Raw genomic sequence first — 14,666 nt, 5'->3', positions numbered from 1 at the left:
GCGCAGCCCGTTGCGGTTGACGAGCACGATTCCGCTCAGCACCCGGCGATCATCGACCCGAGGCTTGCCGCGGCTCTTGGGAAAGAACGGATGCAGGCGCTCCATCTGCTCTTCCGTCAGCCAAAACAGGTCACTCATCCGCAGTATCCTTGCGGAGCCTGAAGCAGATCGCAGCCCTCACATCAATGGGTCCTGACCCTAAGTGGCGGAGCGGGTGGGAGTCACACAGATCGTATATCAGGTTGAATAATAATATGATTTGCCGGATGGCAACTGGGTGCCCCCTATAACGCCCCCGGCTGGCGGCTGATGGCGGGCCGCACTCCAGTGTACGACTTTACTGATTGATTAGCTGACACAAGCGGTCACGTCCTACCAGCCGCCTCCAGTCTTTCCCGCAGGACGCGCAGGGTCACCACCTGCCGCTCTTGGAACCGCTTCACCATGCCAGCGAGGCGAAGGTTGATCTTGTCCTCCTGGCCGAAAAACCGGTGGCGGTTCCGATATCGCTCCAGCCGCCCGTTCCGCCGATCGGGAAACAGCAAAAAGCGCTCCACGGCGGCACCGCCGTCAATCACCTCGTAAGCCTTCGGCATGTCGTCGAGGAGGCCGTCGTGGATGAGCAGGTTCCGGACGAGTTCAACCTCATGCACTTCATCGCAAGGCTCGAACAACGAGCCCCGTGGCGCGCCCATCTCAAGGCGTTTGCGCTGTCCGAACAGGAAGTTAGCCGACCCCAAGCGCGGGTAGGAGCTGAAATCCAACGGCAAGCCTTCGGTCTCGCGTGCGAGCTTCGCTAGGTAATCCAGCAAACTGTGCATGCGAATGAAAAGGAAGCCGAGCGTCGAATTGAGCCGGGTGACGTTGGGAGACGTACTCCAGCGTAATCCGTCCTGCTGGGCGATCTCAGGCGTGAAGAAGGGCTCCAGGTTGAGAATGCGATAGAATTCGCCTGTGAGCTGGCTGACCTCCTTTGTGCACTCCTGCACCGCCGCGACGAGAGAGCGGACGTCGCAAAGGTAGAGGAAGCGGTTCAAATCCGGGAACGTCGCCAACCGCTGGATGGCCCGCTCGAACTGCTCCCTTGTCACCGACGATTCCGAGTTCAACCCGGCCTCGCTCAGGAATGACGGCAGCCCAGGAAGGCTCGCGTGATACCTTTCGATACCGTTAAAGACACTAGCCGCCAGCACATGGTGGAGCCTGACGCATTCCTCCTTCACTGCATACAGCCCATCATCGTCGAGTGGCCGCCAGCTGCCCATCGGCTCCAGCAGAAACCCTGCGTCATTCCTGCCGTCCCGAAGACGGCTTGGAATGCCGTTCACGTGAAGCACCATGGAATCTGGCCCGACGGGTGACAACCCGGTGTGACCGCTCACGCAGGTCCCGGTACGTTCCCCAGGCGCAGATCCGCCTTACGGACGGAGGGCTTCACGTTGGAATCCACCACGAACTTGACCACGTGCGCGGGTTTATCGGTTACCAGCACCGAAGGCTGGAAGCGCTTCTCGCTGGCCAATTGCTTGACCAACGGCATGAGCGGCTTCCTCTTGTCGGGCGGGAAACCGGTCGGCCAGTAGGCCTCGTCGCAGGGACGCTCCCAGTAACCACCGGCGTTGTAGAACACCATCGGCGTCGGTGACTGCCCCTCGCCCAGATAGTAGTTCTGCGTCGCGTCCTGGAATACCTCCTGCACCGTGCCGGCATTGCCCTCGAAGTAGATGATGCCCTTGTTCGCCAGCGTGACGAGGCCGTCCTCGCGGAGACTGTTGTAGAACATCTTGCTGTGGTGGCTCGCGAACATATTGGGCGGTTCGTGGCCGTAGAGCCAAGTCGGGATGCCCAAGCTGAACTTCTTTTCGGCAGGCTGCGCGTCCCAACTACCCAGGATCTTGGCGCGCGCCTCCATACCCGTGCTCCGCCACGCCTTATCCTCGAATCCCTGGTTCGTGAGGATTGCGCGCACCTCGGCGACCTTAGCATCGGTCTCTCCGGCAAGAAGCGCCCCGAGATTTCCGGCTTCCATCAAGCCGGGACCGCCGCCGGTCAGGATGAGATATCCCTTCTCGGCGAGCGCCTTCGCGATCGCCACGCACTCCCAGTACACGTCGGCCTTTCCAGCCGCGACGTCCTCGTCGCTCAGTCGGCGCTTGAAGTCATGGCCACCCATGATCGCCACAACGTCGCGATCCCTCAGAAACGACCGCACCGACTCCTCCTGCACCGTGTCGTGCAACCGCGCCGCGATCGCCTTGACGGGCTCGAGGTTGCGCGGAACGTTCTTCTTCACGTTGAAGAAATCGAAGCCCGCGAAATCCGGCGTTCCCTCCCAGCCCGAACCGTCCGCGGCGATGCCGGCATACAGATCCGCGACCGTGTAGATGCCCGGCGCGAAGGCCGGGAGTGAGGGAGGCAAGGCCGGCAGATCGGTCACGAGCCCGGCCCCGTCGGCGCGTATCCTGGCGAACACCGCGTCGCCTAGGTCGCACCCAAGAAAGGCGCATCCCTTCAGACTGTGGCGCGACAGAACCTGATCGAGGGACCTCAGGTCAACACCCTGCACCGTCGCGGTCTCGACGACGCCCGAATTCGCCCACTTTTCCGCAGCCGGCAGATCATCAATGAATATCATTACTGTGCCCTCCCAATCGTTATACTAGCTCAGCATTCCAGTTATCAAAGTCGTTTCTAAAGGCTGGCAGCGCTGATCCCACTAACCAATGAAGCGTGTTCGGGCCACTTGACGAACATGCGCAGTATCCGCCTCGGTCGAGCACCATGTCTGCTGGAAGTCGCACAAGAAAAGCACTGTACCCGTAAACTGCGAAGGCTTTGACAACCCCAACAGGTAATGGCCAGACGACGGCACGCACTGGCGAGGTCGATCGTCTTGCTGCTATACACGAAACAGCGCCAGCAGGGCTGCCCCGAGCGTCGTGGCTGGACAGATCACCGAGGGGAGGCCCGAGTGGCGGACTACGAAAAGATCCTTCTGTCCGAATTGGGGATGCACCATCTCCGCACTCCGAACGAGCTCCTCGTTCCGGGTCAAGTCCAGATTCGCCGCGGCAACTTGCCGTTCGGAAGGTTCACGCTCGACGATGTCTTCGATGGCGACTTCACCGGGGTCAGTACCGGCGCTCCCGCCCGGATGGCGGACATCGAGCGGACATCGTCGAACGCCTATGCGATCGACGGCTCAGCGACGTTGACGGGACCGCTGTCCTGGATCGCACGCGCACGCGGATCGATCGGTGCGACCGGCGCCAAGCACGTTCAACTCACCGCGCTGACCGGCGAGATCGTCGAGCTGGATCAAGGAGCGCTGCAGCGAGCTTTGCATGGTGCGACCGCGCGGATGGAGGGCCCGCTCGATGGCGACAGCGTCGCAGTGGTCGTCGTGGCTGTCGCCTCGGTGAAGGAGTTCTCGGTCAAGTTTGACGACGACCGCGGCGCAAGCGTCGCGCTCGACGCATCGGCGGCTGAGGGACTGACCGCCGAGCTTGGCCTGTCAGCCAAATCGACCAGCGCCGGGGGGCTGTCCTTCAGTCTCGACAAGCCGGTGCCGTTTGCAGCCAGGGTTTGGCGGGTCGAACGCAAGTTGCTCGGGCGACGGCTGAGCATCGGGACTTTCCGCGGACCCGTCGAGCTACTCGGCGAGGGGGTCAAACTCGATCCCGACTTCGTCGCGGCGGTCGGCCTGGTCGAGGATGCGATCGACCTGCCGGACTGATCAGAAGGACCAGACACGACGATGCACACATTCCCCGTTCAACGTCGCGAGCACCCAGATGTCGCGCGCCAGGCCCTCTTCATCCCGATGGTCGAACAGCGTCGCGGTTTGGCCGAGCTCGATCCCGTCCAGTCGACCGCTCGTCGACAGTTCGGTCCGGAACTGATCGGAGAAGTCCACCGACCCCGACGAATAGAGTGATAGCTCCAGACTGCTGCGCGCGATCGCTTCTGGAGCGACCAGGCGAACCGCCTTCAAGTCGCCGACCCTCGCGGGCAGTGCGCCAAGCAGACGGGCCCTGAAATGAATGACACGCCGGTCATGAAGATCGACCGTCGCATCGACCCCGACGAGGCAGTCAACGTCAAGCGACTCCAAGGCGCCGCGCACGATGGTCTCGAACTCAGGCCCGGCGTTGTTCCGGATGGCGGCATGGGCCGCCAGCCCAGTCTGCTCGTCGGCTAGAGCCGCCACAGACAGGAGATCCTCGGTCAGATCGTCGATGTCGCCGCTCGCCACGTGCGCCGCCATCGAATCGAGGAGCCGCAGCGCACGGTCCTGTCGCTCTTCGGTTGTAGATCCGTCTAAGCCGAGACGCGCAATCTCGTCGCGCGACTGGCCCACCGCGACCCGCAACTCCGCTTCGACGCCCGGATGCAACCTAACGATTACCTGATGGACGCCCACGGTCCTTATCGGCTGCACCATGACGACGTCAGAAGGCTCGAACGCGAGCCCAAGGCCGCGTGCCTCCCGCGCGATCAGCTTGGGCGAGACCGACCCATATAGCGAACCCATCGACGTCGCGGCCATGACGATGGGGAGCGTCAGGCCGTCGAGCGTAGATGCGAGTTCCTGAGCTCGCTTCGACCTGCGGCGGTCGGCATCCTCGATTACGCTGCGGCGGCGCTCGAATTGCTTGAGGTTTTCGGCGGTGGCACGGATCGCACGGTTGGTCGGTATGAGGAAGTTGCGGGCATGGCCAGGACGCACCTCGATAACATCACCAACTTGGCTGACTGTGCCTCTCCGTCGGAGAGGCTGCAGCAGGATCACGTTCGTCATTCTACGCCACCTTGCTGAATTGGAGGGAGCGCGAAACCAAACGGGCCTGCTCCGGGACAACGAGTTCCGCAGGACCGATGTAGCGATACACGAAGGCCGTGAAGTCATCGCGCTCGAGCCGGTGCACCCGCGCGTCGCTGAAGGCGCGGAAGACGCGGCTCTCCCGGCTTAGCCGATCGTAGAACTCGCGGGTGAAAGGCATCGTCCTGTCGTCGAGGACAGGGCAGAACGGGCCGATCACCGCTGGAACACCGCAATCGCCGGTGAAGTACTCAGCCCAACTTCCTTCAGGTACCTCGTCCGGGGAACCCCAACCATCCCCCATCCGAGCGCCTGAGCAGGCGTTCAGCATGATCGCCGCCACCCTCGCACCGGGGTCGGTGAACGCGCTCTGCGTCGCCTCGTAGTCGTTCGTGAGACGGATCGCACGGACGTCCCGGTCCTCGACCGCATGGCACTGGAAATGAATCCAGGAAGCGGTCGAACCCTTGAACAACCGATCGATCTCCGCCTGCGCCGCACCGCGGTCGCTCACCAGAAGCTGGGTGTGAGGCTCGACACCATTCGGGAACGCCACGTCGAGCGCGTTCATGATCCCGTCGTCGTCATGGTTGCCGCAACTCGGCACCATCTCGTCGTGGAAGAGAACCGCGCCGGACCCGACCACGAGCCCAGGCCGCCGTCCGTTCTGACTCCATGCGTCCGGTCGACTGCCAAGCATGTTGGCGAAACGCCCAACGCCGCCGATCGGCGCCTCGAAGCTGAGAAGCTCGATCGGAACCGGGGCACCTAGTTGATAGATCAGAGAGCCCTTCGCCGAAGCCAGCGCCTCGGTCACCGCCGCGCGCTCCGCGCGTGCGCGCTGCGGGGTGTCGTGGCCGAGAAGCACATCCGACAACTCGGAGCCGATCGCAGTCAGATTGTCGATCACACCATCTGGGTAGCGCGTGTTGCGCATCTCGTCCGCGACGAGCTTCTCGACGTGCCGGACACCCCTAGAAGCGGTGGACGCAGGAGCGTGGAAGCGAAACTGGTCGTCACCGATCAATATCTCGGTGACCCAGCTGGGCGCCCCCCGCCACGTGCGGATATACACATTGACCCTGATTGTGTCAGGCGGCCGCGGTTTCGGCTCCAAACGCGTGGCGATCCCCTGACTTGTCATTCCGCCCCAAAACCCCCAGTTCGACCAAGTCGAATTTGGCAAGTTGGCCGAGAGTTGAAGTGCAGGTCAAGACCGGTTGATGCCGTAATGACCCGCTTTCAGAGTATAGAATGACCCGCTCCCCAGCATAGGCGACCGCCGAACGCCCTTCCGACGTCCCATCGTCGTAGAGCGAATAGCGGATGCGCTCGAGTCTCGACGGTTTCTTCAAACCAAATGAGACCCGAGCCTGGAAGTCGGCGGCAACCTCGATGGCGATCAGCCCTCCCTCGACCCAACTATGTCTGAGCGACCGGAGCGCCAACGGGGTGGTGCCGAAATCGAGCTCCGGCTCGTCACCGAGATCGAGGGCTATGCGGCCAAGATAGCGCCACGATGCGTCGGCGTGACGTGGGGGTAGAGCCCAGCCTTCACTGGTCGTGGCCTCGCATTGCACGAGCAGCGCGGGAATCACCTCGAAGCGTAGCCGCTCGATTTCCAACGCTGCGGAGTCGTCGAAGAAGCTCGGCTGCATCGCACGCTCCGCCCGTCGATGGGCCGATGAGGCAAGGGCCGCCTGCCAAGGTGCGCCCAGCTCGCTGAAGCCCTTACGCGCGTGGCGCAGAGCCTGCACCGTTGCGGGATCAGGCGCCTTTCGCGTCGCTCGAGCCAGCTCCCACCACAGTAGCGTCGACGTGAGCGAGGACGGACGCCCGCCTATCCCCGCAACCCCGCCGGCGCAGGTGCTGGCACATGGTTCCCTCGGATCCGCCGACAATCGGCGAAGCAGTTCCGGATAGTCGCCCGCGTGACGCGCGCGGTGGTCGTATCGCCTCCCCAGCACGAGTGCCGCACCCTCTTGGAAGCGCCCATCGAGGATCAGGTTCCGCAGCGCGGCGCGGACGTCGTCCAGGTTAGGGAGCCCCATCTGCTCCTGTGCGCCACTGATAAAGATCTCGACGGGTTGGTCGCCACTCATGACGGCGGCAACGGAGACCATGCCGCGCGTGCCCGTGAGCATCTCGTCCAGGATCTCGACGCGGCGGCTGGCAAGGGCGCTAAGCAGGCGTCCACGCTCGTCCTCGGTCGCGACGAGGGCGACCAGATTAAAACTGGACGGCAGTGACGACATGACCATTCCTCGAAGAGCGGAAGGGCTAGTGTCCGCATTGAATCAGCAACTCAGATTCGGAGCAAGCGGATTCTGTCGCAGAGCAGCCCGAATGGTGCGCGCCAGAGGCCCTGTGAGAATGCAGCACGTCGGGGCAGGTCAGGAGCCACCCTGATTCTTCGTGGCGTGGCGCTCGGCCATGTAGCGGCCGGGCGAAATGCCGAGCGCCTTCTTGAACATCGTCATGAAGGCGGGGACGCTCTCATAGCCGAGGTCCGTGGCAGCCTGCTGAATGGTGGTGCCACCGGCCATCCATTGCACCGCCAGCACGATTCCGAGCTGCTGACGCCAGCGACCAAAACTCATGCCTGTCTCACGCCTGATCGATCGCAGCAGGGTGCGCTCGCTCATGCCAGCCCGCGCAGCCCAGCTAGCCACGGTGCCGCGCTCGGCGGGTGCGGCGATCATCTCGCCCGTGACTTGCCGCAAACGCGCATCAGCCGGCATCGGCAGGTGCAACCCCTCGACCGGAGCCATCACCAGTTCATCGAGCAGTACCGCCAGCAGTCGAGCATTTGCCCCAGCTTCCTCGTAAAGCAGCGGAAGGCCCGCCGCCCGCACCAGCAGTTCGCGCAGCAACGGGGTAGCAGCGATCGTACGGCAAGCGGCCGGAAGTCGACTGTCGACCTGATCACTGATGAAGGCGCCATAGCCCTCGAGCGCACCGGTGACCTTGATCGAGTGCAGCGCCCCGCCGGGTATCCAAATCGCGCTGCGCGGCGGCACGATCCAAAGTCCGCCTTCGATCTCGCACGCCAAGGCACCCCGCTGGACGAGCAGGATCTGCCCTTTGAGATGGCGGTGCGGCTGCAGCTCGAAATCGACTATCATCTCCGACTTCATGCCGTAGGTTACGATGGCACGCGGCACATCGTCTGGCTCCGTCCATTCCAGCGGTTCGGAACGCTCGTTCAGCAGCGGCACGCGGAGGCACCTGACATGGCGGAAACGAGTAAGATTCTGTCAGTCCTTCGAAGTGACGACACCGCACTGGGCGATTACCTTTCGAACATGCGGCCGTCGAGTGGATTGGCGCGACAAGCGATACGGCCACCGTGGTCGGCGTCATGGATACGGTCGGAGCCGAGGAAAATGCCGCATGGCCGCGTCATGCGGTCGCCCGGAAAATCGAGAAAACGACATGAACACGCGCAAGAGAATCCTGATCAGCGGCGGTGGAATCGCCGGGCCGGCCTGCGCCTATTGGCTCGATCGCCATGGTTTCTCGGTCGTCATCGTCGAAAAAGCCGCCAGCCTTCGCAGTGGAGGCCAGAACGTCGATGTGAAAGGCGCGGGGCAACAGGTGATACGCGAGATGGGCCTTAACCATATAACGAATATGCCGGTCGAAGACGGACGCGGCTTGAGACGAGTGAAGTCGCCTTCGTAAAACGGTATGACCCGCGAAAACCAGATTGAGGACCATCGTGAAGCACAAGTGGGCGATCCAAGTCGCCAGCAACTATTCCTGGTTCGAAAGCCTCGTCGACCGGCACAACCCTGTCGATGTCGGATTTCTGGTCGACACCTACGACGCCCAGCCGAACCAATACGCCATCGTCTCCCACCATCTCGACGACCTAACCGACGAACGTGAGGTAATCGACCGCGCGACGGCGCTGGTGTCGCTGCTCGACGGCGCCCTCCACCTGCAGCAAAGCCATTACGCCGGCATGCACACGATCGACCTGGTCGACCTAGACACGGAATACCGGTCTTCATTCGCGGACGGCAGCGTCCTTGCCGACCCTTTCTCGTCCAAGTGGAGCATGGCGCAGATTCCACAATCCTACGGGCAGCTCCGACTCCCGACAGAGCGTATGCTCTTCATGGCGAGAACCGACGAACTGACCCGCGACATGCTGAGGTTCCTGGGCGTCAACGGTCCAACCTGGATCACACTCTATGCGCTCAAGGACTACATGAAGCGAGGTGGATGGGACGAGAACATGGTCGCCACCGCTGCGGGCGTGCCCGATAACGAGGTCGTGCGCTTCCGCCGCACCGCGAACAACCCGGCGGCGGTTGGGCCGTTCGCGCGACATGGCGAACAGGGGCATGAACCGCCCAAGGTGCCCATGGCGCTCGGCGAGGCCAGCAAGCTCATCCTGTCTGCGACCGGTAAGTTCCTCGACCAGCGGGCGAAGACACTAAAGGTTGCCGGCGCATACATCGCGCAGCAAACTGCAAAGCGCTGACCATATGTCGCGGCGCCAATGTCTGGGTGATGAGAAGAGCAGGTATGCGTCCGCACTGGCAGACGCCTGAATGCACGAGATCATCAAACCACGCTTCGATGCGCTCGCGGGCTACGTTCGCGCCCCCCAGATCCTGTCGCTCGTTCAGGAGGCCGCCTGGTTCGCGTCTGATGGCGAGCGCCTTTTAGGGTTGATCGTCTGGGACCGGATCGACCACGACTTCGGCTGGGTCGTCCTGGGCCGGGACCGGAAGGCCAGATTCCGCGCGATCGCGCAAGACGCGTCGCTGCCCAGCTTCGCCGCCGCGCGCGATGCCTTGGACACCGCGATCGATCTGTACCATCGACAGCCGGACGAGGATTACCACCAAGGAGACGAACGGGGTCGACCTATCGACTTCTTCGCGCCCGTCGTGCCGGCGGCCAGACTGAACCCCAACTTCCGGACGCTGGCCGAACAGCCCCGCTACTCTCCCGCGCGTGACCTGGTCGCTGCGATGATGCGGTTCCACGAGGACACCGATGGGAACTTCATCGAGCAGTTCCAGACGACCGGCTGCGACGCACGCCTATGGGAACTCTACCTCTACGCGGCCTTCACCGAGATAGGCTACGCCATGAGGCCGGACGCGGTGATCCCCGACCTCGTCCTCTCCGGCCGCCTCGGACGCATCGCCATCGAGGCTACGACCGCCAACCCGCCCCAAGGCGTCGCTGTCCCGCCACACCGCACCCGGCAGGAGATCGACGCGTATCTGGCGGACTACGTGCCCATCAAGCTGGCGCGGGCGCTGACACGAAAGCTGAATCATCCGCAGCCGTACTGGCAAGCTGACAGCGTGGACGGGGCACCGTTCGTCATCGCGCTTCAGGACTTCCATGCCCCGGGAGCGATGACGCGGATCGTGCCGATCGCGACCGAATACGTCTTTGGGGTCCGGCATTCCATCGTTGAAGGCGCGATCCAAATCGAGCGCATCGGTGAGCATTCGTTCGGTCGGATGCGCGAGCCGTCGGGATTCTTCGACCTGCCCAACGCCGAGAATGTGAGCGCTGTGATCCTCAATCCACTCGGCACGCTGACCAAGTTCAATCGCATGGGGCAGATCGCTGGCTTCGGCGACCCCCGGGTCCGGATGGTCAGACAAGGGCTCGCCCGCGGCGAAAGCAACGACGTCGACCCCCGACCTTTCAACTTCAGGCACGACGTATCGAAACCCGAATACACCGAGAGCTGGGTCGAGGGCATGGTGGTGCTGCACAACCCGCGAGCCCTAATACCGCTGGAACCAGACCAGATTCCCTACGCAAACCACGAATTCCTGCAGCCGGACGGCAGGATCATGTCGCTCCTACCGGAATTCCAACCATACATGTCGAACACCTCGATCACGCTGGACGGCACGACGGAAACCGTGCCCGACGAGGGTGGACCGGAGATCGATGCATGACGCAGGACGAACGTCAGCCCGGGTCCCCCTCCGCCGCGACGGCGGAGAAGTCGGTCCCCCCGTCGGCCAGGATGCGATAGCCGATCGTCAGCGCATCGCTGGCAGCGCCGCGGCTGTCGTCTTCGACCTTGAGCACCCTCACCGCGGCGTAGAACCCCTCGACATTGCGGATCACCGCGACCTCGCCCGTCTTCACCGTCCTGACGCGCGACGAGTAGTCATGCGCGGTCGCATCGACGACCTCGCCGATCTCGCCGGCGCCGCGCGCGATGGCGATACCGTGGATCGTGCCAGGGTCGTTCATGAGGTGGATGCTCGCATCGCTGGCCTTGGACCACGCCGTCTCAAACGCAGCGGTGCCAGACCCGATCATGTACCGACCGTTGTGCGCGGCATAATCGAACGTGACCTCGCCCGAAAGCGCGCTCGACGCAGGTGGCGGCACGTCGGAGGCCTTACCAGCGGTCGGCGCTACGCCGATCTTCTTGGCGATCTCGACCGCAAGCTGGGCAGGGGTGAACCGGTCGGCGCGCAGGAACTGAAGCGTATCGGGCAGCCCCGGCACCTCGCTGTCGTCGAAACGCACGGGCAGGATGTATTCGGCGGCGTCCTTCATCTGACGGCTAATCGCCGCCCGCCGCTCCTGACGCGTCCAGGCCTTGGCGACATATTCCGCCGAGATGAACATCACGACATACTGCGCGTCGTTGGCGTAGACATGGTGGAAATGCTCCGCACCATCCTTCCCCCACAGTGCATTCGCTTGGAACTCGTCGTAGAAGACGGCGACATGCCGCGCGGCGAGCGCTTGGGCAACATCGTGCACATAAGCACGTTGCTCCCCGGCGAACGACAGCGCGACCTGAAAGGCCCGGGCGGCGGTTGCGCTTGCCACGGGGGCGGCGCGCTGGGGTTCCGGCCGAGGCTCCGCCTGGGCTGGCTCACCCCGCGCCCGGTCGAGACCGACGTCGAACTGGCGGAAGCGATAGTCGATGCGACCCATCAACCCCTCGACGCGGCGATTGATCACCTCCGTCGCAGTGCCCCGTCCGATCATATCCAGCCACTTGTCGAGATCGGTCGCACCGCGCAGCGCGGGCACCAGGTCACGCGCACGAAGGAAGGCCTGATCCCGGCACGTGGCGTAGTCGGTGCCGGGCACTGACTGCATGTGGCGCAGGACGCCGAATGTCTCGTCGAGCGATGCATCGAACCGGTTCTCTATGATGGTCGCCAGCGCCTTCAGCGTGGCTCCAGAGCGCAGCAGCCCCTTGGCCGAATGGCTCGCGATCAGCTCCTCGGCATCGCGCTTTGCCTGACCGGCCGCCTCGTCTCGGATGGTATAAAGACGCGACAGGACGTCATTGACCGTTGGAATTTCCTCGTTCGCCATGGCGCCAATATAATCGGTTCCCGACAACGGGCCACCACCGTCAAGCGTTATAGCGCTCGGCCTGCCAGAAGAGCCGCGGAACCTTGGAACTGCCGCCGGATTTCCCATGTTCGACATGCACTTGCATGTGAGGCGGAGTAGAGCATGGCCAATGGATGGGCCCCCGATGGGGCGGTCCAGGATCAGATCGACGACAGCGTCAACGACGCATTGGCAGAAGCGCGCTCGCGACTGCCAAGCGGCGACGGCCTTGCCGAATGCGAAATGTGCGGCGACGACATCCCGGAACGCCGGCGCTTGGCGCTGCCCGGCGTCCGGACTTGCGTCGCCTGCCAGGGGGAACGGGATCGCAGCTACGTCGCGTCGAGCCCGTTCAACCGCCGCGGCAGCAAGGACAGCCAACTCCGGTGACGCTGACCGCAGTTCAGCAGCCGGACCTATTCGGTGCATCGCTGACGCCAGCGAAGGCCAGCCCGCCAAGCATCCCCGGGCTTCGGCTCTTGGCAGACTTCATCGGCGCCGAGGATGAGGCAGCGCTGATCGAGAGCATAGATGACCAGCAGCTGACGCCGTTCAAGTTTCAGCAATGGGAAGGGAAAAGGCTGACGACCTCGTTCGGCTGGGACTACGATTTCACGGTCGGCGGGATCGCGACCGCCCCACCCATGCCAGACTGGCTGGTACCGATCCGCGACCGGGCCGCCGACTTCGCGGGCTTGTCGCCGGACGCCCTCGTGCAGGCCCTGCTGATCCGCTACGATCCCGGTGCCGGCATCGGGTGGCATCGGGATCGCCCCGTGTTCGGCCACGTCGTCGGTATCTCACTAGGCAACAGCGCGACGATGCGGTTCCGCCGCCGGCGTGATGGCGGCTTCGGCCGCGCGAACGAGGAGCTCGATCCGCGATCGATCTATCACCTCTCGGGAGAGGCGCGGCATGCATGGGAGCACAGCATCACGCCGATGGATATGCCACGCTGGTCGATCACATTGCGAAGCCTTGCCTGAACCCATGCGCTTGGCTGGCGGCCACCCGGTGACGCCCGATGGGCGCTACTTCGTCGTGCGCGGTCGCCTGTGGAGGATGTCAGATCCGAGCATCGCACCGGAGCACCGCGAGCGGCTCGTCCAGGAATTGATGGCGGCACGACGCGCCGTGGCGTCCGCGCGGCGGACAACAGACGCAGCGGGGGAGAACGAAGCGCACGCCGCCGTCGACGCCGCCAAGCATGCACTCGGCGAGCGCGGGCCAGTATGGTGGGCCGACGGCGCGCCGGACCTCAACCGCCACATGGCGCGCACGACGCCCTACGCTGAATGGTATGCGGAAATCGCAGCTGCTTAGACACGGTGGCATGGGGCCACTTCACGATCGCGGTGTGAGCCAAATCCGCGGAGCAATGGTATGAGGTCGTTCGCTGACCGTCAGTCAGCCAGGAGAACATAGTGTCTAGCAGAGGTCATTTCGTCGGACAGATCATCGACGATCTGGACGCCATCGCGCAGCAGGTGCGCCGCCGGGGCGAGCTTGGCCAATTCGATTTGAACCGCACACTCGAGGACTTCTTCAAGGAGATCCTCAACCTGACGCTCGGTATCAATCTGCGCAATCTGAACGAGAAGCACAGCAACGCGCCCGGGCTTGATCTAGGGGATCCTGACGCGAAGGTAGCCTATCAGGTCACTTCGCGAGCCGATGGCCAGAAGGTCGGCGACACGCTGAAGAAGATCTCCGACGTCCAGCTGGCCGCTTACGACAAGATCTACATCTTCGCGATCGGCGAGCGCCAGAAGACATACAAGCTCGACCAGGCGGCTGCGGCGCGCTGCCGCTTCAACGACAGCCATGTCATCGGCATCACCGACGTCTGCCGATTGATCATGGGCGTCGACCTGCCGACGATGCAGGCGATCCACCGCAAGATCGCTGGCGAGCAGGAACGTATCCGCATCGAGTTGCAACCCAGGATCAACGGCGAATACGAGACGACGGTCCTCGACCAGATCGAATCCTTTCCTGACGTCCAGCGGTCGGATGCGTCCAAGCTGTTCAAGCACCCGGCGGCGGAGAGTCTGTTCACGCGCCGCAAGGATGCGCAGAAGGCGCTCGACGCCTTTATCGACGAACTCGAGCGCCTTCCCCGGACGACCCGCGAGTTCTACGGCTGGTTGATCGACAACTCCGACGAGCGGCTGGGCATCGGCAGCGAAGGGCGCCAGATCAACGCCGACCTCGTCGTCGCCAAGACGAAGGGGATGGCGTCGTTCGAGGCCGAGATCCGCCTACTCCGGGCGTGGAAGTTCATCGACCACGAGCAGGATGAGCCGCACCTCTCCGGGCACTTCAGCATCGACTATCCCGGTGCCCGCAGCACGGATCTCGATGAAGCCTTCTCGGGGTTCATCCGCGCGGAGGGGATATCTGCCAGCACCCTGTTCTCGACGATGAACTTCGCGCCGTTCGGGCCGCCGCCGTCGAAGAAGTAAAGCGCTCACCGACGGCGAGAAAT

At 63.4% G+C, this 14,666-nt stretch carries 16 protein-coding genes; 8 read left to right on the top strand and 8 right to left on the bottom strand.

Translation table 11 applies throughout. The features are described 5' to 3' along the window. The 3 genes from VYI76_RS01355 to VYI76_RS01345 form a co-directional block, all read right to left on the bottom strand. The coding region (locus tag VYI76_RS01355) for a transposase (RefSeq protein ID WP_443018882.1) at positions 1-138 on the bottom strand (138 nt) is incomplete at its 3' end. A gap of 227 nt (positions 139-365) precedes the next feature. Then, positions 366-1,382 (bottom strand): hypothetical protein, encoded by a 1,017-nt coding sequence (locus VYI76_RS01350; RefSeq protein WP_326522965.1) that lies wholly within the window; start codon positions 1,380-1,382, stop codon positions 366-368. Beyond that, a complete protein-coding gene (locus tag VYI76_RS01345; protein ID WP_326522964.1) occupies positions 1,379-2,635 on the bottom strand; it encodes an LOG family protein in 1,257 nt (418 codons plus the stop codon). Before VYI76_RS01345 ends, VYI76_RS01350 begins: the two co-directional genes overlap by 4 nt. Before the next feature lie 336 nt (positions 2,636-2,971). Here VYI76_RS01345 and VYI76_RS01340 point away from each other — a divergent pair, with 336 nt between their 5' ends. Beyond that, positions 2,972-3,736: a hypothetical protein gene (locus VYI76_RS01340; RefSeq protein ID WP_326522963.1), complete on the top strand. Its 765-nt coding sequence runs from the start codon at positions 2,972-2,974 to the stop codon at positions 3,734-3,736. Here VYI76_RS01340 and rplI read toward each other — a convergent pair whose 3' ends face one another. The 4 genes from rplI to VYI76_RS01320 form a co-directional block, all read right to left on the bottom strand. Continuing rightward, positions 3,737-4,801 (bottom strand): 50S ribosomal protein L9, encoded by a 1,065-nt coding sequence (gene rplI / locus VYI76_RS01335; RefSeq protein ID WP_326522962.1) that lies wholly within the window; start codon positions 4,799-4,801, stop codon positions 3,737-3,739. Position 4,802: 1 nt separating this feature from the next. Further along, on the bottom strand, positions 4,803-5,897 hold the full coding sequence (locus VYI76_RS01330; protein ID WP_326522961.1) for a hypothetical protein: 1,095 nt from the start codon (positions 5,895-5,897) through the stop codon (positions 4,803-4,805). A 16-nt stretch (positions 5,898-5,913) separates the two neighbouring features. Continuing rightward, positions 5,914-7,077 carry a hypothetical protein gene (locus VYI76_RS01325; RefSeq protein WP_326522960.1) on the bottom strand — a complete coding sequence of 388 codons (1,164 nt, stop codon included), beginning with the start codon at positions 7,075-7,077 and terminating at the stop codon, positions 5,914-5,916. A gap of 138 nt (positions 7,078-7,215) precedes the next feature. Beyond that, a complete protein-coding gene (locus tag VYI76_RS01320) occupies positions 7,216-8,040 on the bottom strand; it encodes an AraC family transcriptional regulator (RefSeq protein WP_326522959.1) in 825 nt (274 codons plus the stop codon). A gap of 175 nt (positions 8,041-8,215) precedes the next feature. On the opposite strand from VYI76_RS01320, the gene VYI76_RS01315 reads away from it, so the two are divergent. The 3 genes from VYI76_RS01315 to VYI76_RS01305 all read left to right on the top strand — a co-directional run bounded on the left by VYI76_RS01315 (position 8,216) and on the right by VYI76_RS01305 (position 10,764). Next, on the top strand, positions 8,216-8,506 hold the full coding sequence (locus VYI76_RS01315; protein ID WP_326522958.1) for an NAD(P)-binding protein: 291 nt from the start codon (positions 8,216-8,218) through the stop codon (positions 8,504-8,506). Between the two features lie 37 nt (positions 8,507-8,543). Beyond that, entirely contained in the window at positions 8,544-9,314 is a 771-nt protein-coding gene (locus VYI76_RS01310; protein ID WP_326522957.1) for a hypothetical protein, read from the top strand. A gap of 70 nt (positions 9,315-9,384) precedes the next feature. Beyond that, positions 9,385-10,764: a hypothetical protein gene (locus tag VYI76_RS01305; RefSeq protein WP_326522956.1), complete on the top strand. Its 1,380-nt coding sequence runs from the start codon at positions 9,385-9,387 to the stop codon at positions 10,762-10,764. A 13-nt stretch (positions 10,765-10,777) separates the two neighbouring features. Here the strand turns inward: VYI76_RS01305 and VYI76_RS01300 are convergent, their stop codons facing one another. After that, positions 10,778-12,157, bottom strand: a complete 1,380-nt coding sequence (locus VYI76_RS01300) for a TIR domain-containing protein (RefSeq protein ID WP_326522955.1) — start codon at positions 12,155-12,157, stop codon at positions 10,778-10,780. 144 nt (positions 12,158-12,301) lie between these two features. Between VYI76_RS01300 and VYI76_RS01295 the strand changes: the two genes are divergently transcribed. From VYI76_RS01295 to VYI76_RS01280, 4 genes are all read left to right on the top strand, one after another. Next, the gene (locus tag VYI76_RS01295) at positions 12,302-12,568 is read left to right on the top strand and encodes a DksA/TraR family C4-type zinc finger protein (RefSeq protein WP_326522954.1); all 267 of its coding nucleotides are present in this window, start codon (positions 12,302-12,304) and stop codon (positions 12,566-12,568) included. Continuing rightward, a complete protein-coding gene (locus VYI76_RS01290; RefSeq protein ID WP_326522953.1) occupies positions 12,565-13,164 on the top strand; it encodes an alpha-ketoglutarate-dependent dioxygenase AlkB in 600 nt (199 codons plus the stop codon). The genes VYI76_RS01295 and VYI76_RS01290 overlap by 4 nt, the downstream gene beginning before the upstream one ends. Positions 13,165-13,168: 4 nt before the next feature. Continuing rightward, positions 13,169-13,501 (top strand): hypothetical protein, encoded by a 333-nt coding sequence (locus tag VYI76_RS01285; protein WP_326522952.1) that lies wholly within the window; start codon positions 13,169-13,171, stop codon positions 13,499-13,501. 101 nt (positions 13,502-13,602) lie between these two features. After that, the gene (locus VYI76_RS01280) at positions 13,603-14,643 is read left to right on the top strand and encodes an SMEK domain-containing protein (RefSeq protein WP_326522951.1); all 1,041 of its coding nucleotides are present in this window, start codon (positions 13,603-13,605) and stop codon (positions 14,641-14,643) included. Positions 14,644-14,666 lie beyond the last annotated feature (23 nt).

This window comes from Sphingomonas sp. (assembly GCF_035910975.1).
Lineage (GTDB): Bacteria > Pseudomonadota > Alphaproteobacteria > Sphingomonadales > Sphingomonadaceae > Sphingomonas.
The sequence above is the reverse complement of the archived record's forward strand: the minus strand, read 5'-3'. Positions and strand labels throughout refer to the sequence as shown.

Excerpts from the sequence above, each read along its gene's own strand:
- VYI76_RS01345 (WP_326522964.1), bottom strand. The coding sequence starts at position 2,635 with ATGATATTCATTGATGATCTGCCGGCTGCGGAAAAGTGGGCGAATTCG.
- VYI76_RS01305 (WP_326522956.1), top strand. The coding sequence starts at position 9,385 with ATGCACGAGATCATCAAACCACGCTTCGATGCGCTCGCGGGCTACGTT.
- rplI (WP_326522962.1), bottom strand. The coding sequence starts at position 4,801 with ATGACGAACGTGATCCTGCTGCAGCCTCTCCGACGGAGAGGCACAGTC.
- VYI76_RS01295 (WP_326522954.1), top strand. The coding sequence starts at position 12,302 with ATGGCCAATGGATGGGCCCCCGATGGGGCGGTCCAGGATCAGATCGAC.
- VYI76_RS01315 (WP_326522958.1), top strand. The coding sequence starts at position 8,216 with ATGGCCGCGTCATGCGGTCGCCCGGAAAATCGAGAAAACGACATGAAC.
- VYI76_RS01285 (WP_326522952.1), top strand. The coding sequence starts at position 13,169 with ATGCGCTTGGCTGGCGGCCACCCGGTGACGCCCGATGGGCGCTACTTC.
- VYI76_RS01325 (WP_326522960.1), bottom strand. The coding sequence starts at position 7,077 with ATGTCGTCACTGCCGTCCAGTTTTAATCTGGTCGCCCTCGTCGCGACC.
- VYI76_RS01300 (WP_326522955.1), bottom strand. The coding sequence starts at position 12,157 with ATGGCGAACGAGGAAATTCCAACGGTCAATGACGTCCTGTCGCGTCTT.